25 protein-coding genes are annotated in these 22,767 nt (G+C 56.0%); 15 read left to right on the top strand and 10 right to left on the bottom strand.

Annotation, left to right across the window (positions count from 1 at the left end; genetic code table 11):
- Window positions 1-35: 35 nt before the first annotated feature.
- The 5 genes from ACWHYZ_RS21660 to ACWHYZ_RS21680 all read left to right on the top strand — a co-directional run bounded on the left by ACWHYZ_RS21660 (window position 36) and on the right by ACWHYZ_RS21680 (window position 4,784).
- Window positions 36-1,895 (top strand): TonB-dependent receptor family protein, encoded by a 1,860-nt coding sequence (locus ACWHYZ_RS21660; protein ID WP_447984741.1) that lies wholly within the window; start codon window positions 36-38, stop codon window positions 1,893-1,895.
- Window positions 1,892-2,035 carry a hypothetical protein gene (locus ACWHYZ_RS21665; protein WP_447984742.1) on the top strand — a complete coding sequence of 48 codons (144 nt, stop codon included), beginning with the start codon at window positions 1,892-1,894 and terminating at the stop codon, window positions 2,033-2,035. The genes ACWHYZ_RS21660 and ACWHYZ_RS21665 overlap by 4 nt, the downstream gene beginning before the upstream one ends.
- A gap of 83 nt (window positions 2,036-2,118) precedes the next feature.
- Entirely contained in the window at window positions 2,119-3,060 is a 942-nt protein-coding gene (locus ACWHYZ_RS21670; RefSeq protein WP_447984743.1) for a hypothetical protein, read from the top strand.
- A gap of 109 nt (window positions 3,061-3,169) precedes the next feature.
- On the top strand, window positions 3,170-3,493 hold the full coding sequence (locus tag ACWHYZ_RS21675) for a hypothetical protein (RefSeq protein ID WP_447984744.1): 324 nt from the start codon (window positions 3,170-3,172) through the stop codon (window positions 3,491-3,493).
- Window positions 3,494-3,713: 220 nt separating this feature from the next.
- Window positions 3,714-4,784 (top strand): tetratricopeptide repeat protein, encoded by a 1,071-nt coding sequence (locus ACWHYZ_RS21680; protein WP_447984745.1) that lies wholly within the window; start codon window positions 3,714-3,716, stop codon window positions 4,782-4,784.
- A 132-nt stretch (window positions 4,785-4,916) separates the two neighbouring features.
- Here ACWHYZ_RS21680 and ACWHYZ_RS21685 read toward each other — a convergent pair whose 3' ends face one another.
- Window positions 4,917-5,489: a Slp family lipoprotein gene (locus ACWHYZ_RS21685; RefSeq protein ID WP_447984746.1), complete on the bottom strand. Its 573-nt coding sequence runs from the start codon at window positions 5,487-5,489 to the stop codon at window positions 4,917-4,919.
- Window positions 5,490-5,541: 52 nt separating this feature from the next.
- On the opposite strand from ACWHYZ_RS21685, the gene ACWHYZ_RS21690 reads away from it, so the two are divergent.
- Complete coding sequence (locus ACWHYZ_RS21690; RefSeq protein ID WP_447984747.1) at window positions 5,542-6,189, top strand: DsbA family protein; 648 nt, start codon at window positions 5,542-5,544, stop codon at window positions 6,187-6,189.
- Between the two features lie 295 nt (window positions 6,190-6,484).
- Here the strand turns inward: ACWHYZ_RS21690 and ACWHYZ_RS21695 are convergent, their stop codons facing one another.
- The 3 genes from ACWHYZ_RS21695 to ACWHYZ_RS21705 all read right to left on the bottom strand — a co-directional run bounded on the left by ACWHYZ_RS21695 (window position 6,485) and on the right by ACWHYZ_RS21705 (window position 8,935).
- Window positions 6,485-6,802 carry a hypothetical protein gene (locus tag ACWHYZ_RS21695; RefSeq protein ID WP_447984748.1) on the bottom strand — a complete coding sequence of 106 codons (318 nt, stop codon included), beginning with the start codon at window positions 6,800-6,802 and terminating at the stop codon, window positions 6,485-6,487.
- A 188-nt stretch (window positions 6,803-6,990) separates the two neighbouring features.
- Window positions 6,991-7,737 carry an SRPBCC family protein gene (locus tag ACWHYZ_RS21700; protein ID WP_447984749.1) on the bottom strand — a complete coding sequence of 249 codons (747 nt, stop codon included), beginning with the start codon at window positions 7,735-7,737 and terminating at the stop codon, window positions 6,991-6,993.
- A gap of 154 nt (window positions 7,738-7,891) precedes the next feature.
- Window positions 7,892-8,935 carry a radical SAM protein gene (locus tag ACWHYZ_RS21705; protein WP_447984750.1) on the bottom strand — a complete coding sequence of 348 codons (1,044 nt, stop codon included), beginning with the start codon at window positions 8,933-8,935 and terminating at the stop codon, window positions 7,892-7,894.
- A 273-nt stretch (window positions 8,936-9,208) separates the two neighbouring features.
- On the opposite strand from ACWHYZ_RS21705, the gene ACWHYZ_RS21710 reads away from it, so the two are divergent.
- From ACWHYZ_RS21710 to ACWHYZ_RS21730, 5 genes are all read left to right on the top strand, one after another.
- On the top strand, window positions 9,209-10,624 hold the full coding sequence (locus ACWHYZ_RS21710; RefSeq protein ID WP_447984751.1) for a Do family serine endopeptidase: 1,416 nt from the start codon (window positions 9,209-9,211) through the stop codon (window positions 10,622-10,624).
- A 227-nt stretch (window positions 10,625-10,851) separates the two neighbouring features.
- Window positions 10,852-11,268, top strand: coding sequence for a nickel-responsive transcriptional regulator NikR (gene nikR, locus ACWHYZ_RS21715; protein WP_447984752.1), 417 nt, complete (start codon window positions 10,852-10,854; stop codon window positions 11,266-11,268).
- A gap of 1 nt (window position 11,269) precedes the next feature.
- Window positions 11,270-11,695, top strand: coding sequence for a DUF3842 family protein (locus tag ACWHYZ_RS21720; RefSeq protein WP_447984753.1), 426 nt, complete (start codon window positions 11,270-11,272; stop codon window positions 11,693-11,695).
- Window positions 11,696-11,804: 109 nt separating this feature from the next.
- A complete protein-coding gene (locus ACWHYZ_RS21725) occupies window positions 11,805-13,856 on the top strand; it encodes a TonB-dependent receptor (protein ID WP_447984754.1) in 2,052 nt (683 codons plus the stop codon).
- An 88-nt stretch (window positions 13,857-13,944) separates the two neighbouring features.
- Window positions 13,945-14,535, top strand: a complete 591-nt coding sequence (locus tag ACWHYZ_RS21730; RefSeq protein WP_447984755.1) for a DNA-3-methyladenine glycosylase — start codon at window positions 13,945-13,947, stop codon at window positions 14,533-14,535.
- 18 nt (window positions 14,536-14,553) lie between these two features.
- On the opposite strand, the gene truD is transcribed toward ACWHYZ_RS21730, so the two are convergent.
- Entirely contained in the window at window positions 14,554-15,627 is a 1,074-nt protein-coding gene (truD, locus tag ACWHYZ_RS21735; protein ID WP_447984756.1) for a tRNA pseudouridine(13) synthase TruD, read from the bottom strand.
- 64 nt (window positions 15,628-15,691) lie between these two features.
- Here truD and ACWHYZ_RS21740 point away from each other — a divergent pair, with 64 nt between their 5' ends.
- Entirely contained in the window at window positions 15,692-16,330 is a 639-nt protein-coding gene (locus tag ACWHYZ_RS21740) for a hypothetical protein (RefSeq protein ID WP_447984757.1), read from the top strand.
- A 4-nt stretch (window positions 16,331-16,334) separates the two neighbouring features.
- On the opposite strand, the gene ACWHYZ_RS21745 is transcribed toward ACWHYZ_RS21740, so the two are convergent.
- Window positions 16,335-16,988 (bottom strand): HEAT repeat domain-containing protein, encoded by a 654-nt coding sequence (locus ACWHYZ_RS21745; RefSeq protein ID WP_447984758.1) that lies wholly within the window; start codon window positions 16,986-16,988, stop codon window positions 16,335-16,337.
- On the opposite strand from ACWHYZ_RS21745, the gene ACWHYZ_RS21750 reads away from it, so the two are divergent.
- Together ACWHYZ_RS21750 and ACWHYZ_RS21755 are read left to right on the top strand one after the other, a co-directional pair.
- Window positions 16,903-17,373 (top strand): MarR family winged helix-turn-helix transcriptional regulator, encoded by a 471-nt coding sequence (locus ACWHYZ_RS21750; protein ID WP_447984759.1) that lies wholly within the window; start codon window positions 16,903-16,905, stop codon window positions 17,371-17,373. The genes ACWHYZ_RS21745 and ACWHYZ_RS21750 overlap by 86 nt on opposite strands.
- A 30-nt stretch (window positions 17,374-17,403) precedes the next feature.
- A complete protein-coding gene (locus ACWHYZ_RS21755; protein WP_447984760.1) occupies window positions 17,404-18,009 on the top strand; it encodes a nitroreductase family protein in 606 nt (201 codons plus the stop codon).
- 59 nt (window positions 18,010-18,068) lie between these two features.
- On the opposite strand, the gene ACWHYZ_RS21760 is transcribed toward ACWHYZ_RS21755, so the two are convergent.
- The 4 genes from ACWHYZ_RS21760 to ACWHYZ_RS21775 all read right to left on the bottom strand — a co-directional run bounded on the left by ACWHYZ_RS21760 (window position 18,069) and on the right by ACWHYZ_RS21775 (window position 21,443).
- Window positions 18,069-18,929, bottom strand: coding sequence for a SirB1 family protein (locus ACWHYZ_RS21760; protein WP_447984761.1), 861 nt, complete (start codon window positions 18,927-18,929; stop codon window positions 18,069-18,071).
- 75 nt (window positions 18,930-19,004) lie between these two features.
- Window positions 19,005-19,784, bottom strand: coding sequence for an ABC transporter permease (locus tag ACWHYZ_RS21765; RefSeq protein ID WP_447984762.1), 780 nt, complete (start codon window positions 19,782-19,784; stop codon window positions 19,005-19,007).
- Between the two features lie 10 nt (window positions 19,785-19,794).
- The gene (locus ACWHYZ_RS21770; RefSeq protein ID WP_447984763.1) at window positions 19,795-20,769 is read right to left on the bottom strand and encodes an ATP-binding cassette domain-containing protein; all 975 of its coding nucleotides are present in this window, start codon (window positions 20,767-20,769) and stop codon (window positions 19,795-19,797) included.
- Window positions 20,769-21,443 carry an LON peptidase substrate-binding domain-containing protein gene (locus ACWHYZ_RS21775; protein WP_447984764.1) on the bottom strand — a complete coding sequence of 225 codons (675 nt, stop codon included), beginning with the start codon at window positions 21,441-21,443 and terminating at the stop codon, window positions 20,769-20,771. Before ACWHYZ_RS21775 ends, ACWHYZ_RS21770 begins: the two co-directional genes overlap by 1 nt.
- A gap of 129 nt (window positions 21,444-21,572) precedes the next feature.
- Between ACWHYZ_RS21775 and ACWHYZ_RS21780 the strand changes: the two genes are divergently transcribed.
- On the top strand, window positions 21,573-22,754 hold the full coding sequence (locus ACWHYZ_RS21780) for a lipocalin-like domain-containing protein (protein ID WP_447984765.1): 1,182 nt from the start codon (window positions 21,573-21,575) through the stop codon (window positions 22,752-22,754).
- Window positions 22,755-22,767 lie beyond the last annotated feature (13 nt).

Genomic DNA, 22,767 nt, shown 5'->3' on the forward strand with positions numbered 1-22,767 from the left:
ACATCACTATTCATTGGGTCTACAGGAGGATCACCATGCGCGCATGGTATGCACGGGTACTGCTTTGCCTCGGTCTCGCTCTCGCCGTTGTCGGCGGATTTCAGGATGGCATCTCTGCCCAGGAGCCGCCGCCTGAGGAAGAGGTGCTCTCGTTGGAGCCCGTCCACGTCAAAGGACAAATGATCGAAAACATTCAAGACGTCAAAAAGGAGCTGGCGAGGCGGCCGGGGAGCAATATCCTGATCGAGGAGAAGGAGATCAAGGAAACGCGAGCCCTCAACCTTGAAGATGTGTTGCGCTTCGCCCCGGGGGTCCGCTTTCAGTCTCGATTCAATGCCGATGAAGGACAGTTCCAAATCCGCGGTACATCCCTGCGCAACAATTTCCATCATCGGGGCATTAACATCCTCATTAACGGCATCTTCTTCGGTGATGCGGACGGCTTCTCCGACTTCGAGTCTATTGATCTACTGGCTTACGAGCGCATTGAGATCTACAAGGGCGCCAATGCCCTCCGCTACGGCGCAAACTCAATCGGCGGAGCCATTAACTTCGTGCCTCGTACGGGCTACAACGCCTCAACCATGCAGGCACGGTTCGAAGCGGGTAGCTATGGGCTTGTCATGGGCCAAGTGTCGAGTGGTCGCGTGTCCGAATCGTTCCGGTTGCTCGGAGCCGACACCACCGCGGATTATTACATCAGCATCACGGGGAACCGCCAGGACGGCTTTCAGGACAATGGTCAACAGGCCAGACAACGCGTGAACGCCAACATCGGGCTGCACATCGGCGATCATCAAGAGATCCGCGCGTACTTTCTGCAGGCGAATGTTTCCGAGCGCCTACCCGGCTCTCTGACGACGGCTCAATTGTTTGCCAATCCGCGCCAGGCCGGTGGTCAAAGCCCATCCGGCGCGCCAGGCTTTTTCGCCTGCAATATCAACAACCAGACGTGCAAGTACGGACGGTATTACAATCTCCAGCGCGTCGGCGTCGCCTACCGTAACGAATTTGCGACGAATCAGTTTTTCGAAGTCATCCCATACTATTCCTATCAGTACCTTGACCATCCTATCTTTCAGACCATCCGACAGGACACCTACAACGTCGGCGGCGAACTACGCTATGGGAACACGAACCATGTCCTTGGGCGGCCGAACTCCCTCATCGTCGGGGTTCAACCCCGCTACACGGATCAACATCAGCGGCGCTTCGTCAACATCAACGGCAGTATCGGGGCGCAAACCAATAATGCGTTTGTGCGAACCAGCTATTTCGGCGCGTATGTCGAAGACGCCCTCGACGCAACCGAGAAGCTGACGCTCATTGTCGGCGGCCGGTGGGACTATTCCGCGCGGCAAGGGACGGTTCAGAACTTCGGGCCCGCGGGAAATCCCTTTGATCCGGCTACGCCATCAACCTTACAGGGTACGCAACAGCCCTTGCGTCATTTCGACGCCCTCAACCCGAAATTTGGAGTCGTGTACCGGACGACGGAGACCTCGCAATTGTACTTTAATGCCAGTCGTGCGTATGAAGCCCCCATCAACGTGGAGCTGCTGTCTGCGTTTAACTTCAACGCCTCGCCGAACACGGGATTTTTGGACTTAGATGCGCAGCGCGCCTGGCAGTTCGAACTTGGACACCGCGGCACGCCGGCCAACAAGCGATACAGTTGGGACGCCACCGTTTATGATCTGGAGATGCAGAAGGAAATTCTGACCAACATTGTGAACAACAGCAATACGTTCATGAACGCCAATTCTACCCGTCATACGGGCATTGAATTGGGCGCTTCCGCCGTCGCTTTTATGTCGATTATGCCAATACCACGAAGAACCCGGCCTATTTCGTCGTGCATCTTCGGTCGGGATGGAACGTCTCCAAGAGTGTGACACTCTATGCGGAAGGCCGCAATCTCACAGACAAGACCTATGCCGGCGCCGTGGTGGTGAACGATCCCCTGCTGCGCTACGCGAATCCCGCGATCGGCATTAGTGCCTTCGCGGGGGCGGAGTGGCGGTACGGCTCATGATGGAGGCGGCAATCAACAGACTGTTCCTTGAGAGGATAAGCTTTAAGAGTGGTGAAACAGTGAGACTCAAGAGGGCTATGTATATGAAAGCGCTTATGCTCGGGCTGTGCCTTCTGATTGTTCTTGGTATCGCGTCCCAACAGGCCCTTTGTGCTCCACGTGCCTATGCCGGCTCTCGTCCTGTTGCACGAGCCTCTGGTGGACCCACCACCTATGCCTTCATAAACGGGTTCTGGTTTGACGGTCAATCCTTCCATCCGCACACCTTCTATTCCGTAAACGGCATCTTGACCAGAACGACACCGGTTACCGTCCATCACACGATTGATCTGGCCAACGGTTATGTGGTGCCTCCATTCGGAGAAGCCCATAACCACAACGTGGAAGGCCGCTGGATTATCGACACGGTGATCGAGCGCTATCTACGAGACGGTATCTTCTACGTCAAGAACCCGAATAACATCAAAGAATTTACCGATCAGATTCAATCCAAAATCAACAGGCCCACCAGTATCGATGTCGTGTTTGCCCATGGAGGCTTAACGGCTCCCGGGGGTCACCCCGCACCGTTGTACGAGCATGTCCTGAGCGGATCTCGGTATGCACCCGTCCTCGGATCGTTGCCGGCACGCTGGTTTAACGATCGAGCCTACTTTGTTGTGACTGATGAGGCAGGCCTTCATGACAAGTGGCGGACCATCAAGGCAGGCAAACCGGATTTCATCAAGACGTATCTGGTGGACTCCGAGCATTTTGACCATCATCGTGATCAGGTGAGCCCACACATTCGAAAGGGCCTTGACCCGCATCTCTTGCCGCGAATTGTGGATGTAGCACACCGTGATGGGCTGAGCGTCTCGACTCATGTGGAAACGGCGATGGATTTCCATCATGCCCTTTTAGCGGGCGTGGATGAGATCACTGACCTGCCGGGATGGTTCCTCCCCACTTCCGAATCTGGAGCTCGCACTCGGCTCTCCGATGAAGACGCGCAAGAGGCTGCTCGACGGGTATCGTGGTCGTGACCACCACAGTGGCGGGCCTCGCCATGCCACACGATGGCGATCATCACCATCCTCATGGCGGCCGAGATCAGGGCGTTCACTCCCACAATGAATCGCGCCGGACGCGACGATGCGAGCACTAGCCCGCGAGATACAAATCGACAACTTGCAGCGATTGCATCGTTACGGTGTCAAACTCGCGATCGGGAGTGATCACGCGTATACCTCATTATCCGAAGCAATGAATCTGTGGGGATTAAAGGTCTTCGACAATCTCACACTTCTGAAGATGTGGTGTGAGACCACGCCTGCGACCATCTTTCCACATAGAAAGATCGGACGATTGCAAGAGGGGTACGAAGCCAGCTTTCTTGTGCTGAAGGAGAATCCGCTGGAAAATTTCGAACACGTCGCGACAATCACCATGCGAGTTAAACAAGGCCACCGCCTTTGACTTGTCTGGTGCGAGTTCTGTACCCACAGCATCGAAGACTGTCGCTTCATCGGAGTGCCGCTTACCGCTTAACTGAAGCGACGATGTGCAGAGATGAGGCAACTGCTTCTATCCCACTCATGCCCAGCGATCCCTACTCCGGATTGATTTCATATTCGGCTCCGTCTATAGTCCGCTACGTTGCAGTCTCACAGTTCGACCGCCAGGGAAACTTCTGAAGATGGGACGTCCCGCACAGCTCAATATCATGTGGCTGATTGTGCTGTCGGCGTCCTTCACCGCTTGGTTCTTGCCCATCTCCTCCATCCTTTCCGCTCAACCCGATGCTGCGAAGCGACAATATCAGCAGGGGCTGTCCCTCTTTCGGCAGGGCCAGTACGACGAGGCAGCCGAGGCATCAAAAAAGGCGATTTCGCTTCAGCCGCAATTGGCGGAGGCGCATCACCTGCTTGGCCTTGTCTTGTTCGAAGGCAAGAAGGAGCACGTCGGTGCCATTGAGGCACTCAAGAAAGCGGTTCAATTGAATCCGAATTATTCTGATGCCTATTATGACCTCGGTCGGATCTATCTCAGCCAGGCAAAGTACAAAGAAGGAGAACAGGCGTTGATACGGGCGATTGAACTCGCGCCCCAATCGGAGGAGGCCCGTCTTGCCTTGGCAAAACTCTATAACCGCGACGGGAATTCCCTGAAGGCCATTCAAACCTACCAGGCCCTATTGGCCTTCAAACCACGACATCCGGAAGCACTGTATAGTCTCGGACGCCTCTATGAAGCTCAAGGCGATGCACGATTGGCGCGGCATACGCTACAGCAACTCACGCAGACCGATCCATCGAACGCCGACGCATGGTATCTTCTTGGCCGACTCGCTGAAAAGGAGAACAACCTCGGCGAAGCGGCCGAGGCGTACCAGCATGCCATCTTGGCCAAGCCGGATCTCGTCGACGCACATTACAATCTTGGATTCCTGCTGCGCAGCGCCGGCAAGCAGGAAGATGCGACGAAGCAATTTCTGAAAGTGATTGAGTATCGCCCTGAATACGCGGAAGCGCATATGAATCTCGGAATGAGTTATACTGCACTCGGGCTCTTTGATGAGGCGGAACAAGCCTATCAAAAGGCCATCGAGCTGAAGCCGAACCTCCCCGAAGCACACTACAGCCTCGGCGTCTTCTATGAACTCCATCGAAAGGATTCCATCCGTGCGCTCGTTCAGTATCGGAAGTATCTGGACTTGGGGGGGAAAGACGAGCGGGTTGAGCGGATCGTTCAACAGGGGCGCAGGTAAGCGGGTCCTGGTCTACGAAGGGGCGATCCGATGATCATGCATCGATTCCTTCATGGAATCGGTTTTCCAGCCAAATCATCACTCGCACTACACAAGACAAGCCGGCGCGCCGGATACGGGCGACGAGCTGAATTACCACCAGTAGGGCGAATAGGGATACGGGCCCCATGGACCCCAGCGACGGAAGCCGCCGTAGCCGTAGCTGTAGGGGCCTCGGTAGGGATAGTACGGTCGTGAGTAAGCGCTATCGATCCTCGGCCACACCGTCAGCTTTTTGACTTCTACGGTTGGAAATGTATATTCGGTTTCATCGAGAGGCTGTGTCATTGTGCCGGTGATGTCTCCCACAATCGTGACACGTGTCCCCGGCGGTAATTTGGCCGGATCCAGAAAATCTTTTTCAAATGCCAAAAAACGCCCTTCTGAAGCCGTACGATCGTACATCGGCGCTTGATACCTGTCGAGGGGAAGTTGTAACACTTCAATACGTGTTCCATCCTTCAATCGTTTGGCGCTGAGCACTTCGCCGCCGAAGACCACTGTCCGGCCACGATATTGATCAGGTGCGTTAAGGACCTCTGTGAAACGTACCGTATAATCGACTTGCGGTTGCAAGTCTTGAGGCACCACATTGTATGACGTGCAGGAAGAGAGCCACATCAGCGAGGCCAGCAGTAAAGGCATCGATATTCGAGCAGACATCATAGTAGGATTATACTCCGCGCGACCTTAGAAGATTAGCCAAGGAGTCCATCTCATGAAGCGACAGGATAGTGTGATGCGTATGTTCATCGCCGTGGCAGTCCTAGTGGGTCTGACGTGTCAAAGCTGGGCGGCCGCGCCGATCAAGACCACGCAACTCAAAGGGAAATACACGGTTCTCGACAAGGAAACGTCTACCCACACGCCAGGCAAAGTCAAACTCATTGAGTTCGCCGATTTCTATTGTCCGCATTGTCATATGTTCGACGAGGCGGGATTACCTGTCCTGGAGAAGGAATTCGGGAACAAATTGGAAATTACGATGGTGGGCTTTCCTGTTATCCCAGGGAAACTCCCCACGGCGTTCGACATGTATGAACAGGCGAAGGTCATGGGAAAGGGCAAGGAAATGAAGCAGGTCCTCTTCCGCACGATCCACAAAGACCGTATGCATCTCTTCGACAAGACAATTCGAGAAATGCTGATCAAAGAAGTTGGCTTGGATCCGGTCGCTTTCGAAGCCGGACTCGCGAGTGGAAAGCCGGCACGAGCAGTTGAGGAAGGGAAAAAATGGGGACAACGCGTCAATGTCGATCATACACCGACGGTCATTTTAGACGGCAACATTAGGGCGGATGCCATCGATCCGGACAATCTGAAGACAATCATTCAGAGTATCCTCGATGCGGATGCTAAGCGATAGCAAGAGAAACGCTAATCGACGGCAACGACGTGCGGTTAATCTGCTCTCCCCCTCGCCATAGTCTCCTTACGTTCCCACCTACCCACCCGCACACCCCTCCGAACCAACCGACGGCGAATATTTGTCGGCGCGGGCGGGAGTCTCAATGGGGTTCCGTAATGTGGTCCGGACATATAGAGATAGCGACTCGAAGGGCAGACTTCAGCTCCAAGCCTGACGGTTCCAGACCGTACAAGCCGGCGCGCATTGGTTGAAACAACACAGGCGCCGGTTAGCCTGCTCCTCGATTCTCTCTTCACTTTTTCGACTTGGCTGCGCCAGACGTCGTCCCGGCACCTGATTCTTTTATACTGCGTCCCGTGTCGTTGGGACGAGCTGACCCGTGACTGTCCCCCGATTCCATCCCGGATGGGGCCCGGTCACGGACCGCCCCAGTGGCTGATCCAGAATCTTCATTTTTTGATGATTTTGAATCGATGGCGGCACCGGGCTTACTTTTCGTGTCGGCATGCTCGTCCTGATGCGTCCCTGGGCCTGTTGACTGTGTCGGGTCATACGCCAGCATCAATCCCAGGAATCCTATGGCTGCGATCCACTCTGATCGTTTGTGCATAATCCTCCCCTTCATCCTACTCGTGTTCTTCGCTCTTGATCACCGTGCTTTTGGGAGCCGGCAGACTGTTGCCTGCGTTGTGCCTTCCTCTGACGGCAATGTACCTGGTACTTCACGCTTTCTTGTCGGTTTCTGGTTCGTCGTTCTCTCCGAGCCCGTTATCTTGCCTTGTTGTGGATACCGCTGTGCTACCTCGCCGTGTAGGCCTCGGATTCCATCGATTCCTTGAACCGCTGCAAGTCGTCGTCAATTTTTCGTTCCGGATCTTCCCCCAATGCCTTAGCAACCCAAGTGCCTAGTCGACCCCCTGGAGGCTCGTATTGCATGGTGATGGTTAAGTCGGTAGCTCGTCCATCGGGCGTACGCTCAAACCGCACGGACCCCGCATGCTCCACATCCGCGCCCCTCAGTGACCTCCATCCGATTAGTTCATTATCGATCTCATTGATCACCTCTGCATCCCATTCCACTCTCGGCCCACCCAGTGGAGTCGTTTTCGCCACCCAGTGTGACAAGCGGTCATTGATGACCTCGACCGACTCGATGTGAGTCAGGACTCGTGGGAGATTCTCAAAATTTCGCCAAAATCGGTAGAGTTCGTCGGCGGGGCGCTCGATGCGAATCGACCGTTCAATCTTGGCGGCACTCCCCGTCCGCACTTTCCTGCGCCCGAGTTCATTCGTGTTTGTATCGAACGCCTGATACAGCAGGCAATGACCGGTTACCCCGCGTTGCAGCAGCGCAGCGCCGGTAAGGGCCAGGAGAAGTCCTGCCCACGATCTCCGGAAAAGGCTGCCGACCAACAAGGCGCCTCCGACAAGAGCTGAGACGGTTCGCTCTTTCTCGCCGACGTTTTGACGCGCTTGCTCCTCAGTCCAGTCCAAATCCTGCGTATTCGTGCGGTACCTTTCTCTCCTCGCTGTGAAGGTCGCCATGGTGCCTCCTCATGGTCCATTTTGTGACTCGCCATCTATCCAGTGTAATTCCCATCAGATCGGGAACGATATCGGGGAACCAAGAGCCGGGATGTTCCTGAAGGCCGGCAGTTTGCGCAAGTCGCATGCTTACGAACATTTTCATTGATGCACATTAAAAACTGCCTTTGAAAACTGAACAGGACCGGCACAATTCCGGTGGTTCGTCCGAGTCCAATCGATCGCGGAACGTTTGATACTGACGGCCGTTCCAAATGGCTTCCACCCCATGTTCAAGCATATTTCCCATGTGCAAGCGATCCGGCGTGGCGATCATGCAGCACGGAATCGCGTATCCTTGATACGTCACATACGCTCCGTACCATGGCCAGTCGCATCCATGACGACCTTCGCCACGGCCAGTGCATAATTCCCGCTGTACCTGAGGCAGCCTCAACTCGATCGCCAAATCGGCAGCCACCGATCGCGCGGCATTGAAATAGCGCTCGACTCGATCAGGATCTTCTCCCATGAGCGTTTCCTCCTGTACAAACGTTCGCATTGGCTCGTATTGCGGCAGCAGGGACGCTTCTCCGAATTCCTGACTGAGATGTTGGACAAACACCGACTGGATAGACCATTCGTGTGCCCGGCGAACAAGATCTGGCAACTCCTCCAGATTGCGGCGCATGACGACGACCACCAATCTGAGCAATGGGGTGCGGCTCCCGAGCCGCTTCTTCGCTCGGCATACCTTGTCGATATTGTCAACTACACGTTGAAACTTCGCTCCCTGACGGATCGCTTCATAGGTGGCTGCCGTCGCCCCATCCAAGGAAACATGCAAGACACTCAGTCCGCTCGTGACGCACTGTTCTGCGCGTCCTTCACTCATTAACGTGAGATTGGTATTAGTCGTGACGGTAATACCTTTGTGGAAGGCATAGGCCACCATCTCGAACAATTGCGGATGCATCATCGGCTCACCCATGCCTTGGAGATGCAACTCTTTTAAACGTGGAAACTGCTCTATGACGGCAATGAAATGTTCGAAATGCATGAAGGCGGGTCTGCCGGTTCCCGGACTATCTTCTCGGAACATCACGGGGCACATGCGGCACTGAAGATTGCATTGACCAACCGGTTCAATCTGGAGAAAGGTCGGAAGCGGCGGGGGAATGCCGACTAGAGGGATCTGTATGGCGGGCGAGCGGATCATCGCCGCACTGTATACGGCCTGTAGGATTTCTCCATCAGGAGAATCCTTTTTCGTCTGTCAACAAAGCGCGGGACATGATTATCGGTATGTTGAGTACGGTGATGCCCCTGCGTACAGCCATCAGAGTTATTCGGCCCTATTTACCGCCTTGCGGGCGACGAGCAGAATGACATCATGAAATCAGCAGAATGGGTGTGGACGATTTTGGATTGCCACCTGGAGCCTGCTTTTGTACTATGAATATCGGTAATTAATCGTAGAGCGGGAGCGCATATGAATTTACGCCGGTGTCGCTTGACTGCATCTAGTCTTCTCCTCATGCTCTTCCCCATCGTGTCCGGGCACGCAGCCGACACACCCGTTCAAAATCAGAGTCCTTCTCCAGCCCATATCGATTTACAAGCGCAAATTAAGACGACGGCTACGAAGGTCATCCCAGGGGTGGTCAATATTTCATCGACGGTGTTCGTTCGCGAGCAAGCTCCATTTGATGAAGGTCCCTTGTTCGGCACGCTGCCACAAGGACCGCCCCAACGGCAATATGGACAAGGCTCAGGGGTCCTCGTCACGCCGGACGGGTATATCGTCACGAACAATCACGTCGTCGCGGATGCAACTGATGTAGAAGTTCTCCTGGCCGACCGCCGCCAATTCAAGGGACGTGTGATTGCCACCGATCCAAAGACCGACGTCGCCATCGTCAAGATCGATGCCTCGGGCTTACCGACTCTTCCGTGGGGCGACTCCAGTAGGCTGGGGGTGGGAGATTTTGTCCTGGCGATTGGCAACCCGCTAGGGTTGAACCAAACCGTTACGTTCGGCATTGTCAGCGCTGTCGGACGGGCCGATGTCGGCATCGCGGACTATGAGGATTTTATTCAAACCGACGCGCCGATCAATCCCGGCAACTCCGGGGGCGCGCTCGTGAATATCAAAGGCGAGCTGATCGGAATCAATACGGCCATCGCGAGCCCCACCGGGGGCAGCGTCGGTGTGGGATTTGCGGTCCCAAGCAACATGGTCCGAACGGCGATGCAAAGTTTACTGAAGACCGGTCGGGTGGTACGTGGGTTCCTCGGCGCCTCGACCCAAGACGTCACCTCCCTGCTGGCGAAATTATTCCGGCTCCCGGATGTGAAAGGCGCGATCATCACCGATGTGATGCCCAAAGGATCGGCTGAGCGGGCCGGACTCAAAAGAGGTGACGTGGTTGTGCGGTTTGACGGCAAAGAGATTGTCGATCCCGGACGGCTCCAAAATCTCATCGGCGTATCACCGATAGGGAGTAAGCATCGGCTGGACGTGGTACGGGACGGAAGGCCGGAGCAGGTCGAATTGACCATTCAAGAAGCACCGCGGGAGCGGATCAAGCGCACGCCACCGCCGCGCCTCGAATCCACCAATAATCCTCTCAGCGGAATATTGGTCGATGAGCTCAAACCGGCCACGGCTCGACAGCTCGGGCTTGGCTCCGTCAGCGGCGTCATCGTAACCGGCGTTGAGGAGAACAGCACGGCCGAAGTGGCTGGACTCATGCAGGGCGATTTAATTGTCGAGGTCAATCGCCAACCTACCCCGAGCCTACCCGCCTACCAACGCATTGTGGAACCGCTGAGGTCAAAAGACCCGACGCTCCTGCTCGTCAATCGGCAGGGGACGTTTGTCTATATGCCGATGGAGGGAGAGTGAAGAGGCCAGGTCGGTCAGGCACGCCGAGCTTCCGCTTGTCATATCGAGCGATTACCGGCTTGCCAAGAGATGAAGCCCGGCGCATGAACTACCCCTTGCGCCATCTCCTTCACAAAGGCACTTCTCCAACTTCTTTATAACGGATCCTCTCAATTTGCCCGTCCTTCATTGACTTAAGCTTGTAGCCATGGTACCTTTCGTGCCACCTTTTATTCATTCGTAACACTATGAAGAAACTCGTGCGGTTCGGCGTCTCGCTTGACCACCATCTCCTCGATGATTTTGATCGGCACATTGCACGGAAGAAGTACACAAACCGGTCCGAGGCGTTACGCGACCTCATCCGCGACAATCTGGTCGGACAGGAGTGGGATGAAAATAAGGAGACGGTCGGCAGCATTACCTTTGTCTATGACCATCACATTCGCGATTTGACGAAGAAGCTGACGGATATTCAGCATCGGTTCCAAGCCGTCATCCTGTCCGGCATGCACGTGCATCTCGATCATGCTCACTGCCTCGAAGTCTTAGTCGTCCGTGGGAAGGGTTCCGACATTACAAAGGTCTCGGACGCCTTGTTGAGCGTCAAAGGCGTGAAACACGGAAAACTCACGATGACCACCACCGGCAAGGGATTGAGCTGACATGCGAATCTGTGTGATCGACGGCCGCGGAGGCGGCCTCGGATGTCGATTAATCCAGCGGCTACGAGGGGTAGTCGGAGATCGGCATGAACTCGTCGCGTTGGGCATCAATCAAGCCGCCGCCGCCATGATGACGAAGGCCGGAGCGCGGCATGTGGCAACGGGCGAATGGGCGATTGTCCGGACGGTTCAGGAAGCCGATCTCATCCTAGGATCCCTGAACGTGGTGCTGCCGGGATCGTTTTTAGGAGAGGTCACCCCGGAAATTGCGGCGGCTATTTTGCAGACGCGTGCGCGCAAGCTGCTTCTTCCGCTCAATCGGGCGGGGGTTGAAGTCATCGGCGCACATTCGCCGACCCTCGATCCGTTAATAGACCGGACCGTTCAACGCGTGGAATCGATTCTCGGCTCTGCCGCCGGATTCTGAACCGTTCTAACCGTTTGCTTTACAGTCAGGCCACGAGGGTCTGAGCAGGGTTCAATGAAACCGCCCAGATTCCGTGGAGCCTCGAAGGCCCACGAAGAAGATAAGGCCGATGCGAGGCTTGAATGCGATCCCTCACCTGCTCCTCCTTGTTGCGGTGCTCTCGATTCCTCGATTGCTCTCGGCTCACGAGCCCGATGAAGACGTGCTCGACATCGAAGAAGTCAGCATTACCGCAGAGCGACCCGTCGCCGCCTCCTCTCAGCAATTTATTCCCGATCGGGAATACCTCCTCCAGCCACAAGGCCGGCCCGCACAAGTCCTTCGGCTGATCCCGGGATTCATGACTGTGGAGCATTCCGGGGGAGCCGGCAAAGCCGATCAATACTTCTTGCGCGGGTTCGATGCCGACCACGGAACGGATGTCGCGTTTTTTTTAGACGGGATGCCGATCAATTTGCGAAGCCATGCGCACGGCCAAGGCTACACAGACCTGAACTTCATCATCCCCGAGACGATCGAAGGGCTCGACGCCTACAAGGGCGCCTATCTCCCCGAATTCGGCGACTTCAACACCGCAGGCGCCGTGAACTTTAGAACGCGCGAGATGGTGAAAGAGGGCGTCGTGCAACTGGCCGGCGGTCAATTCGATACGCAACGATATCTTTTGATGTTCTCGCCTACAAAAGAGAAGGTTCGCACGCTGTTCGCGGGCGAAGCTTATTATACAAATGGGCCCTTTCAGCACGATAATCGATATTTCCGCGCCAATATCTTGGGGAAGATGACTGTGAATCCGACGAGCAGGTCGGAGTTGAGCCTGACGGGCACGTTTCAGAAATCCCAGTGGAATGCCTCCGGTGAAATTCCGCTTCGCGCCGTCACGGACGGCATGATCGATCGTTTTGGAGCAATCGATCCCTCCGAGGGAGGAAAGACTATTCGAAGCACGGCGCGCTTGAAGTATCACTACGATACCGCGTCAGGCGGACAATTCTTCGCGAATGCCTACGGCCAGTACTACAAATTCGACCTGTTCACAAATTTCACGTTCTTCCTCAACGACCCCGTCAATGGGGATGGCATTCAACAATCCGACCGCCGGTTCCTGTATGGCGGCGACACCGGCTGGCGGCAAAGCTTCGACTTCTTCGGCATCCCCAGCGCCGTGACCGCCGGCGTGCAAGCCCGTGTCGACAACGCACATGTGAGACTGGGCACGCAGGCCGCCCGAAATCCGCTCGGCACGATAACGGACAGCGATGTGCTGGAAGCCTCGTATGCACCGTTCGTCAAAACGGAGTTTCAGCCGACACAGTGGATGCGCGTATCCGGAGGCCTGCGCAGTGAAGTCTTCACGTTCGACGTCCGAAACCGCTGTCAGACTTGTCCCGAACAGCCCGCAGGCAGGACTTCATCCGGTCTGGTTCTCCCGAAGGCGAATCTCATTCTCGGTCCTTGGGTGAGAACGGAATTGTTTGCCAATTACGGCGAAGGCTATCACAGCAACGATGCGCGCTCGGCCGTCGTCCCCGGATCGGCGCCCTTGGCTCGCGCGAAAACCTATGAAGTGGGAGCCCGATCAAAACCGTGGGGAGCCGACGGCCTTGAATTGATTGCCACCCTGTGGGCCATCGATCTCCAATCGGAGTTGGTCTTTGTGGGGGACGATGGCACAACAGAGATTCGCGGGCCCACGCGGCGCCGCGGAGTAGAAGTGGCCGCGCGAGGGAAGGTCGTCGGTCCTCTGTATGTGAACGGCAGTTTCAGTTGGGCGAAGGCGGAATTCCGAAACGGCGACGCCATTCCCAATGCGCCGGAGTTCACAGCCTATGGCGCGGCCATTCTCCGCTACCCGGAGGGGCTGACGACCCAGTTGCAGGCCACTTACTTCGGCGTCCGCCCCCTAACCGAGGACCGCAGTTTCAAGTCGCCCTCGTGGGTCGTTGTCGATCTAACCTCACGGTATACACTCCCCGTCAAACTGTCACACGGCCGGCTGGAAGCCTTTTTCTTCCTTCAAAATCTGTTTAACACGAAGTGGGAGCAGGCGACGTTTGCTTTCGAGTCCCGTTTGAGAAACGAAGCTGCCGGCGTGACCGACATTCATTTCGTCCCCGGAAACCCTCGCTTTGTCATGGGTGGGATTGCGTGGTATTTTTAAGCCGCCTGAAGGCCGGTTGCATGCAGGATGGAGGATGGGCGCGCGCGGCTCAACGACCAAGAACTGAATGTTTTCGGAGAACTTTATTGTGACTCAGACACCAGGAAAGCTTCTTCCCCGCTCGTACTTCAATCGTCCCACGCTGGACGTTGCTCGAAGTTTAATAGGCAAATATCTGATGCGTCACACTGAGCAAGGCACGATGGCTGGACTCATCGTTGAAGTGGAAGCCTATATCGGGCCGGAAGATCGAGCGTGCCATGCCTCCCGCGGCCGTACGCCGCGGACGGATGTCCTGTTCGGTGCTCCAGGCATCGCATACGTCTACCTCATCTATGGCATGTACCATTGTTTAAATGTAGTGACCGAGCGTGATGGATTTGCCGCGGCGGTGTTGATCCGTGCCGTGGAACACCGGAACTCATCCGCCATCCTGATTGATGGACCAGGACGCGTCTGCCGATCGTTTCAGGTCGATCGGACGCTGAATCGATGGGACCTGACCGTAGGCGAAAAAATGTGGCTGGAAGACCGAGGAGAACGGATCACGGACGCAGACGTGATCACGGCGCCCCGCATTGGCGTGGATTATGCCGGCGACTGGGCCGCCAAACCGTGGCGATTCCGGCTGGCACGTTGCACACGCCAGCCGAGGCAAAAGGTCAAAGTAAAAAAGTAAATTTCGACTCTTTACTTTTTACTTTTCACTTTTAACTTGCGGGGATTCATCGCTCTTCATCAGTTCGCGCAGCACACTCGTGGCATAGGCGCCCGGCGGTAACGCGAACGACAGGGTGAGCGTCGTACCCTCGAAGGACCAGTCCACCTCATCCATACGAACCCGTAGCGGTCTCCGCTCCCCTCGAAAGCCACATTCGACCGCGGCTTGGTTGAGCGACTCCGGTGTCTCATTCAACTCTGCAATAACGGCTCGCTCTAAGTCACCGGGCTCTCCAGAGGCCCAGGAGGCTCGTGAACCGAAGAGCAACCCCGTTGGACTGATTTCAAAGGCGTCAGCGCGGCGTTGCTCAATGTCCGCATCCACCACTTGAAAACACGCGCCGTTAACGTGCTTCATCGCCCAGTCCCCCATAAAGACACGATCGAGATGATGGATCCGTGCGGCGAGCATCTTGTTAAAGATGTGCGACTGATAGGCATGGAGAAACCACATCCGTTGCGTGCGGCCGATGCGGGCTCGGCGCGGACTATCTCGAAGCAGCGCCGCCCCCGTCTGATAGTTCAGCCCTCTCTTACCCTGACGTTGAGGCCCGAAGTAATTCGGCACGCCTCGGCGTGTGAGCTCATCCATGATGCGCGGCACAATCGATCGGGCCTCCGCGCTCACCTCGTGCACAACAAGCCGAAATCGGTTGCCGGCGTGATGCCCGGTGCGGAGACGATTGCGGTGACGTCCGAGCACATCGACCGCAAGCAGACGATCGCTGGTGGAGAGTCGCGCAATGTTCTCGGCCGGGACGCCTTGAACCGACACCATTTGGGTCGTCACGGCTCTCGCGTCTTTGAGCCCGGCGACGCCGATACACTTCGCCTTGACTCCCAGCACCGACGCGAATTGTTTGACCATGTCCGGAGTGGAAAGCCCGCGCTTTGTCACGCGCAGATAGAGATGCTCTCCTTGACCACAGGGCAGATACAGTGGACGCTCTTCGACGCGAAAGTCCTCCGGCTGCGCGCGGATCACTCCGCCGATTCCTGGCCACCCGGCTGTGAGATATGGAAGTATCGTTTCTGTGCGATCCATCGACATGATCGAGAACTCCTCCGACGGCGTGTTATACTGAGACTATCATCTGATACGATAATCGAGGTTCATGCGACATAGTTCACACAAGACGGCCGGGCTCTTCCTCATGGTCCTTGCACTGGGTTGGATGATGTTAGACCACGACACCGCCGGTGCGGAGCCTCCCGACGCCTTCAGCGCACTGACAGCCTATGTCGCGCAACAAATACAGTCGGACAAGGTCGTGTTTGTCGACGCACAACGCTGCACAGAATGGTTTTACAAGCAACTGAACCAGAAGTCCCCTCGCTCCCAGACCCATACCATCGTCTTCACGCCCATCGGGTCAGATGCGCAATCCAACTCTGCCTCCGAGTGCCGCATTCGCTATCCAGAGGGGCTCGAGTCCGCTAGGCATGCGTTTAGCCAGGCACAGTCTGCACTTTCCATTAGTTTGACCTTTTATGAACTTGTCCTAGTCGGAGATCGAGATGATAATCACCGCTATAGCGAGAATGAGCTGAAAGATTTGCTCGAATCGTTCAAACTTCCGTTTCACGAGGTCTTACCGTCGACCGCACATGTAGATGCCTTGGCGGCTCAATTCAATCTCGCCCGGAAGGATAATACGCTCGAGGCCGTCATGCTGAGTATGGGGATGCTGTACGACAAGGGCTATCGCCTCACCACATCAGACCGCGCCGCTTTGAATAACGTGTCCGGCTAGGCGCTCACCCCATTCGCTCCAAGGCCTCCCTGGCCCGGCTCCGGACGGTTTGATCCCAGTCATCCTGCATAACGGCCGTCAATCTGTCCTTCGCTTCGCAAGCATTGAGGCGGCCCAATCCAAGTGCGGCACACGCTCGCACATGGGCATGATCGTCCTCCAATGCCCTCAGCAGGAGCGGAATAACCTGTCTGTCCTGAAGCACGCCCAGATAGCTGGCCGCCATGCCTCGTATACGATGCCGTTTATCTCCCAGCGCCGTTTTCAGCGTCGTCATCAACACCTCGACCAAGGCGGGCGCAACCGACTCTAATCCTTTCAACGTATATCGATTGACCTCAATCAACTCGAACGCTAGGTCTCGCCGCTTGCTCGCTACCGTCTCCCGCTGGAACCGTGCGATCAACCGGCTACGCACTTGGACTTGCGAGCGGCGGCGGCGGATATAGCTGACGACTCTCCATCCGAGAATGCCGACAACAGCGACCGCCACGGCCACCGGCACGGCCTGTTCAATCACATAATCCTGCGTGTCCGGCGTCAATCGCTTCCACGCCCACACTGACGCCACAATGAGCCCTATCAGAGCCAAGATCGCAGTGAGGTTGGCTTGCCCATGCCGGTCCGTTATCATCGCGCCTATCTTAGCGTGGTTCATCGCATATTTCCTACTGGCCGACTACCACCCGATTGACACGTACTTTGCGTTCGCTCTATACCATCGCGTGGACATTCCGGACTTTCACCAGGACTCCTATCTCAAAGTTCTTCGGCCGTTGGTGGAACCCTATCTGGCCTTTGCCCGCGGCGTATTGGATCGTTTGGAAGCGAAAGGATTGATTCAGCGTGATGAAGTCGAGGCCGATCGTCGCCGGACCACGATCCAACTCACCGAGAAGGGACAGCACCTGTTCAAGAAGGTCTTTCCCACCCATGTTGCATTCCTGCGCCCGTTCTTTGAGCATGCTTTGAACCCCAGCGAGGCTGAGGCCGACCGTACGCTTCTGCTCTGTCTGTGCAATAGCTTTCAGCGTTCGTCCTGAATGCTTCGTCCCTCTCGTAGGAGGTCACCTATGGAGAAGCCCGCGGAGACGCAGTATCCGATTCACGAATTGCTTCAACGGCGTTGGAGCCCGAGGGCTTTTTCTGACCAACCGGTGACCGCCGAGCAATTGCGAAGTCTTTTGGAAGCAGCCCGCTGGGCCCCTTCTTCCTACAATGAACAGCCGTGGAATTTCCTCGTCGCGACTAAAGACGATCAGGCCGACTACGATCGGTTATTAAGTTGTTTGAGAAACACCAATCAAATGTGGGCGCGGCTGGCTCCCGTCCTCGCGATATCCATTGCCAAACTCGTGTTCACGGACGGTGGTGAACCAAACCGCCATGCCGTTCATGATGTCGGACTAGCCGTGGAAAACCTGGTCGTGCAGGCAACTGCACTCGGGCTGAGGGTCCATCAGATGGCAGGCATCTACCCGGACAAAGTACGAGAGCTCTATGGCATCCCTGTGGACCATGAAGTGGTGGCAGCCATGGCCATCGGCTATCCGGGTAATCCTGCCATCCTACCTGAGAAATTCAGCCGAAGGGAAACGGCGAAGCGCGTCAGAAAACCGATTGCGGACTTTACGTTTGCGGGACACTGGGGACGTCCGTCACCAATTGTGGCGGGATAATGGTCGAGAAATGAGATCGGGCAGATCAGGCCGGTTCAGCCATGTAGGCAAGGCGTTCCTCATTCGCACTCTGATTGGTGACCGCCGCCCAGCACCTGCATGAACCGGTTCAGCCGCCCGGCTTTGACGTGATCATCGAGCTTGCTGTAGATCGCAATCAGATTCTTGAGCATGCGGATCAGCAGCGTGCGATTCGAGCTTCGTTGCAGATATTTTTCTTCAAATCCGTAACCCGCCTGGACCAGAAACCGGCCACAATCCTTCTCCGTGAGCAGCGCGCCGGCATTAAAACAATCAATGAAAATCTTGTAGCGCTCCGATTCGAACTTGACTAAGAAATGCCCCGGCATCCCGATCCCGTTCAATGGAAGCCCGAGCCGGCGGCCGATCAACAGATAGACCGTCGAGAGACTAATAGGAATCCCCATGCGCCGGTCTATCACCCGATTGAGATAGCTATTGTCGGCCTCGTAATAGTTTTTCGTATTGCCCCGAAACCCTTGCTCTGAAAAGAGATACCGATTGAGAGTCTTCACCGCCTCTTCACCGGACACGCGCCGTCCCATTCGTTCTCGAACTTCGGTGGCCATATCCTCGAGCTTTTGAGTATAGGCCTCTGTGTCCAGGTTGGGATAGGCATAGCGCGCGATCAGCAAGGCGTTCTTTTCCAAGTCAATATAGTCATCGGGTAGCGCGCCGACATGCTTAAATTCCTCCTCAAGCCGTCCGCCGCGGATTTCATCCAGGATGCCTTCAATCCGTCGCCCCATTTCCGGCTGCTCAATCTCGGCTTCAGTCAGTAAAGGAATCGCGCAGTCGCCGATTTCGATCAACTTGCCGCTAATCGTCTTCGCGATGCGATCGTCTTCATCGGACAACAGCCGAATCAGGGCACGAATCTGATTGTCACCCGTCACCACACCAATCACCTTCCCAACAACTATTTCCTAAATATTATACCGCGAAAAGAGCCGACTCTCATGGCCTCTGCTCCCCTACCCCATCGCCCGGCGGAATGCACGGGTGCTTCCATACAGACACAGGGCGTCGAAAATCAGCATGATGACAATCACCATGCCGACACGCGGCAAGGCGTCACCCCAACCGGACAGAATCAAGGGCCTTACCGCATCAATCGCCCATGTCATAGGATTGAATAGAGCCAAGGCTTGCATCCATCCCGGCATGGCGACCAGCGGCACCAACGCCGAGCTGAGAAAAATCATCGGAAGCGAAAGAAAGCCCAGAACAGAAAAGAAATCGCCATGGCTTTTGACGGAAAATGCCATGGCCATCGAAATGGCGGTGAGGCCAACCCCGAACAGAATACTTATCAGCAAGATCACCGCGACGCCGAGCCATCCCGTCGCCGGACGTACGCCAAATAAGGCTGCGACGCCGAGGATGACGAGGACTTGCAGACAAGTAATGCTCATCACGAAAATGAACCGGCTCAGAATGACCGAGGAGCGGTGAATCGGCGTGGACATCAACCGTTCGAGAAACCCGTTTTCCTTGTCAAACAAGAGATCCACGCCGCCGGCCAGTCCATTATTCAACACCGTCATCACGACGACGCCGGCCGCCAAAAAGCTGATGTAATTCGGCGCCTGCACGACTTGCGTATCCGCGGCGCGCTGAAATAAGTTCCCGAAAAAAATCAACCAGAACAACATGGGCTGCACGAGAGTGAACAACATACTGAACTTTTCTCGACTCAGCCGCCGCACCCATCGCATCGTCAGGGCGCTGATTTCCTGCCAATATTCTTGCATGCTTGATAGGTCACTCTTCCTCGGGCGTGGGGAATTCTTCCTTGATCGCGCGTCCCGTATACGCGATGAAGACATCATCCAACCGAGGACGATGGTACTCGATACTATCCAACTGGCAACCAAGGCGGGTCGCCGTGTCGAGCACAACCTGCAGTGCTTTCTCTGACGACTCCACGCGGACGTCCACGCCATGCCCTGTCGTCGTGACCGCCCGAACGGGCGGGAGTTCTTTGAGTGCAGCGGTAAACTGATCCAATCGCGGACGGGCCTGGGGGGAAACCGTCAGCGAAAGACTGTCACCACCGAGTCCGGCCTTTAATTCCGATGGCGACCCGAGCGCCTTGATGCGACCACTATCGATAATGGCAATGCGGTCGCACAATTGATCGGCTTCATCCAAATAATTGGTAGTCATGAGGATCGTAATGCCCCGCGCTTTCAAGGCGCGGACATACTCCCAGATGCGGAGACGGCTTGGGACATCCAGCCCTAATGTCGGTTCATCCAGGAAGAGCACGCTTGGATTCGGCAGAAGACCGCATGCGATATCCAGCTTCCGCTTCATGCCGCCTGAATAGGTCTTCGCCGGCAGATCGGCCTTCGCCCCGAGATCGACCAAGGTCAGGATTTCATCGATGCGCCGACGCGCTTCCCGTTTCGGCAGGTGATACAGATCGCCGAGCAGCAACAGATGCTCCCGGCCGGTGAGAAACCGGTCCAGCGCGCGTTCTTGCGGAACGTAGCCGATTGTCGCCCGTACACGCTCCGGATTGCTCGCGACATCATGGCCCATGACCGTAGCGTGCCCTCCAGTGGGACGAAGGAGGGTCATCAACATGCGCAGAGTCGTGCTCTTGCCCGCGCCGTTCGGGCCGAGAAGTCCGAAGATTTCTCCGCTATACACTTGGAAGGAGAGATTGTCGACGGCCGTCGTGCCATCATAGACCTTACAGAGTCCGAATGCTTCAATTGCGGTCCGCCCCATTATCCCCTGCCTTTCCGGTCATCGCGTTCATATCGCTTGAATTGAAGCAGGTCACTGAGGCGGTGCGCGCGCTGTCGTACAGTGTCGGCTTCCAGTAACAATTGCTTTTCCAGTGGTGTGAAATCCAACGACGCAGAAAGAGTATTCACGAGCACTTCGTCGCTGGCTTCCGATTCCAGGCTTTCTCGCCATGCCTGACCGCTGTCGCGATATGCAAGTGATTCATGTAAGAGCGCCAGCAGGCCGGCTCGAACCTTGGGCGTGAGCGGTTCAGAGACCTCATCCGGAACAGCGGCGACGCAAGCTTGCCGGTACGGGGTGCGATCCCATTGTTCCTCGAGAATCCTATAACGGCAAAGTCCCTGGAGCATAATGTTAGAGCGACCATCCGCCAGGTTCTGTCTGCTGACGATGCGTCCCACACATCCGAGTCCATAGACAGCGGGATTGCCATAGTAGTTCTCTTGCCACCCCTCTTTGAACAGCGCCATGCCGATACAATTTCCTGTCGTCGTCGCGTCGATCACCATTTGGCGATACCGTGGCTCAAAAATATGGAGCGGCAAATAGGTGCGCGGGAAAAAGACGACGTTCGGGAGAGGAAAGATCGGAATGCGGTCCGGAATCAGACGCGAAGAGGGCTCAGTAGTTGAACAACTCGGCTCCAAAGACATGCCTCACGATAGCCGATGGGTGCCGAGAATGTCAACCGATTGCGAGTCCATCAGCGAAGCCGAGAAATGATAAACCCCTTGTCAGCACTAGCGATTGCTCATCGCTCGCTCGCGTGCTATAAGCGGAACATGCATGGACGAGATGTGAGGTTGAAGCGGGCTCAATGCGTCTTCACCGAGCGATATCTCCGGATATCACTGTGTATGGCCCTGGTCTTCTCTTGGATCTTCAGCCCCCTCTCCGCCGTGTCGCTGGAGGCGGAACAGACGCACTTTCGTGAGGCCGTCAGCGGCTATGCCTATCAATTTCCACGTGACCATGGCTCGCATGATGATTTCCGTACAGAGTGGTGGTATTACACCGGACATCTCGCAACGGAAGACGGGCGCGAGTTCGGCTATGAACTGACTTTTTTCCGGCAAGCCATGGACGATGCACGCGCCATAAATAACCCGTCACGGTGGGCCATCCGACATCTCTACCTGGCGCATGCCGCCTTGTCTGAGCACGACAGACAGCGGTTTCGCTACGCGGAAAAAATAAGTCGAGCCGGCATCGGGAAGGCGGGGTCCGAGACCGGTCGACTGCACGCCTGGATCGATCGTTGGAGCGTGGAAGCGTCCCCTTCTGATCACCGGCAGCACCATCTCCGCGCGGCGTCCGAGGGTTTTTCATTTGATCTGCACGTGGTTTCCGAAAAAGCACCCGTGGTTCACGGGGACGGGGGGATCAGCCGAAAGGGAACTGAGTCAGGCCAGGCGTCTCATTATTATTCGATGACCCGATTACGAACGACCGGCACTCTTACTGTCGACGGACACTCGCAGACGGTCCGTGGCATCAGTTGGATGGATCATGAGTTTGGGTCCGGGGGTCTGGGGAACGACCAGGTTGGGTGGGACTGGTTCAGTGTCCAACTCGACGATCAGTCTGAACTGATGTTTTATCTGTTGCGCCGAAACGACGGGTCGGCAGACCCCGTGTCCAGTGGAACCTGGGTGCTCCCTGACGGAAGCAGTTCCGCGTTGACTGCATCTGACGTGAAGATCGAAGTGCTGAACTACTGGACGAGTCCGGCAAGCGGCGGTCGGTATCCGAATCGCTGGCGACTCTCCGTGCCGTCCCGAGGGCTTTCACTACTGCTGGTGCCGACCATGCCGAATCAAGAATTGATGACGGAACGAAGCACGCAGGTCACCTATTGGGAAGGTGCGGTGAACGTGACGGGCGAAGGAGGAGAGCGGCGCATGACCGGTCAGGGCTATGTCGAACTCACGGGTTACGCAAAGGCGTTCGAAACCAGTCGATGACTGCCTTGCGTGC

It is taken from the genome of Nitrospira sp. Nam74 (assembly GCF_965152615.1).

Coding starts and splice junctions, on each gene's coding strand:
- ACWHYZ_RS21660 (WP_447984741.1), top strand. CDS start 36: ATGCGCGCATGGTATGCACGGGTACTGCTTTGCCTCGGTCTCGCTCTC.
- ACWHYZ_RS21670 (WP_447984743.1), top strand. CDS start 2,119: ATGAAAGCGCTTATGCTCGGGCTGTGCCTTCTGATTGTTCTTGGTATC.
- ACWHYZ_RS21675 (WP_447984744.1), top strand. CDS start 3,170: ATGCGAGCACTAGCCCGCGAGATACAAATCGACAACTTGCAGCGATTG.
- ACWHYZ_RS21680 (WP_447984745.1), top strand. CDS start 3,714: ATGGGACGTCCCGCACAGCTCAATATCATGTGGCTGATTGTGCTGTCG.
- ACWHYZ_RS21685 (WP_447984746.1), bottom strand. CDS start 5,489: ATGATGTCTGCTCGAATATCGATGCCTTTACTGCTGGCCTCGCTGATG.
- ACWHYZ_RS21690 (WP_447984747.1), top strand. CDS start 5,542: ATGAAGCGACAGGATAGTGTGATGCGTATGTTCATCGCCGTGGCAGTC.
- ACWHYZ_RS21695 (WP_447984748.1), bottom strand. CDS start 6,802: ATGCACAAACGATCAGAGTGGATCGCAGCCATAGGATTCCTGGGATTG.
- ACWHYZ_RS21700 (WP_447984749.1), bottom strand. CDS start 7,737: ATGGCGACCTTCACAGCGAGGAGAGAAAGGTACCGCACGAATACGCAG.
- ACWHYZ_RS21705 (WP_447984750.1), bottom strand. CDS start 8,935: ATGATCCGCTCGCCCGCCATACAGATCCCTCTAGTCGGCATTCCCCCG.
- ACWHYZ_RS21710 (WP_447984751.1), top strand. CDS start 9,209: ATGAATTTACGCCGGTGTCGCTTGACTGCATCTAGTCTTCTCCTCATG.
- nikR (WP_447984752.1), top strand. CDS start 10,852: ATGAAGAAACTCGTGCGGTTCGGCGTCTCGCTTGACCACCATCTCCTC.
- ACWHYZ_RS21720 (WP_447984753.1), top strand. CDS start 11,270: ATGCGAATCTGTGTGATCGACGGCCGCGGAGGCGGCCTCGGATGTCGA.
- ACWHYZ_RS21725 (WP_447984754.1), top strand. CDS start 11,805: ATGCGAGGCTTGAATGCGATCCCTCACCTGCTCCTCCTTGTTGCGGTG.
- truD (WP_447984756.1), bottom strand. CDS start 15,627: ATGTCGATGGATCGCACAGAAACGATACTTCCATATCTCACAGCCGGG.
- ACWHYZ_RS21740 (WP_447984757.1), top strand. CDS start 15,692: ATGCGACATAGTTCACACAAGACGGCCGGGCTCTTCCTCATGGTCCTT.
- ACWHYZ_RS21750 (WP_447984759.1), top strand. CDS start 16,903: ATGAGCCCTATCAGAGCCAAGATCGCAGTGAGGTTGGCTTGCCCATGC.
- ACWHYZ_RS21745 (WP_447984758.1), bottom strand. CDS start 16,988: ATGAACCACGCTAAGATAGGCGCGATGATAACGGACCGGCATGGGCAA.
- ACWHYZ_RS21755 (WP_447984760.1), top strand. CDS start 17,404: ATGGAGAAGCCCGCGGAGACGCAGTATCCGATTCACGAATTGCTTCAA.
- ACWHYZ_RS21765 (WP_447984762.1), bottom strand. CDS start 19,784: ATGCAAGAATATTGGCAGGAAATCAGCGCCCTGACGATGCGATGGGTG.
- ACWHYZ_RS21770 (WP_447984763.1), bottom strand. CDS start 20,769: ATGGGGCGGACCGCAATTGAAGCATTCGGACTCTGTAAGGTCTATGAT.
- ACWHYZ_RS21775 (WP_447984764.1), bottom strand. CDS start 21,443: ATGTCTTTGGAGCCGAGTTGTTCAACTACTGAGCCCTCTTCGCGTCTG.
- ACWHYZ_RS21780 (WP_447984765.1), top strand. CDS start 21,573: ATGCATGGACGAGATGTGAGGTTGAAGCGGGCTCAATGCGTCTTCACC.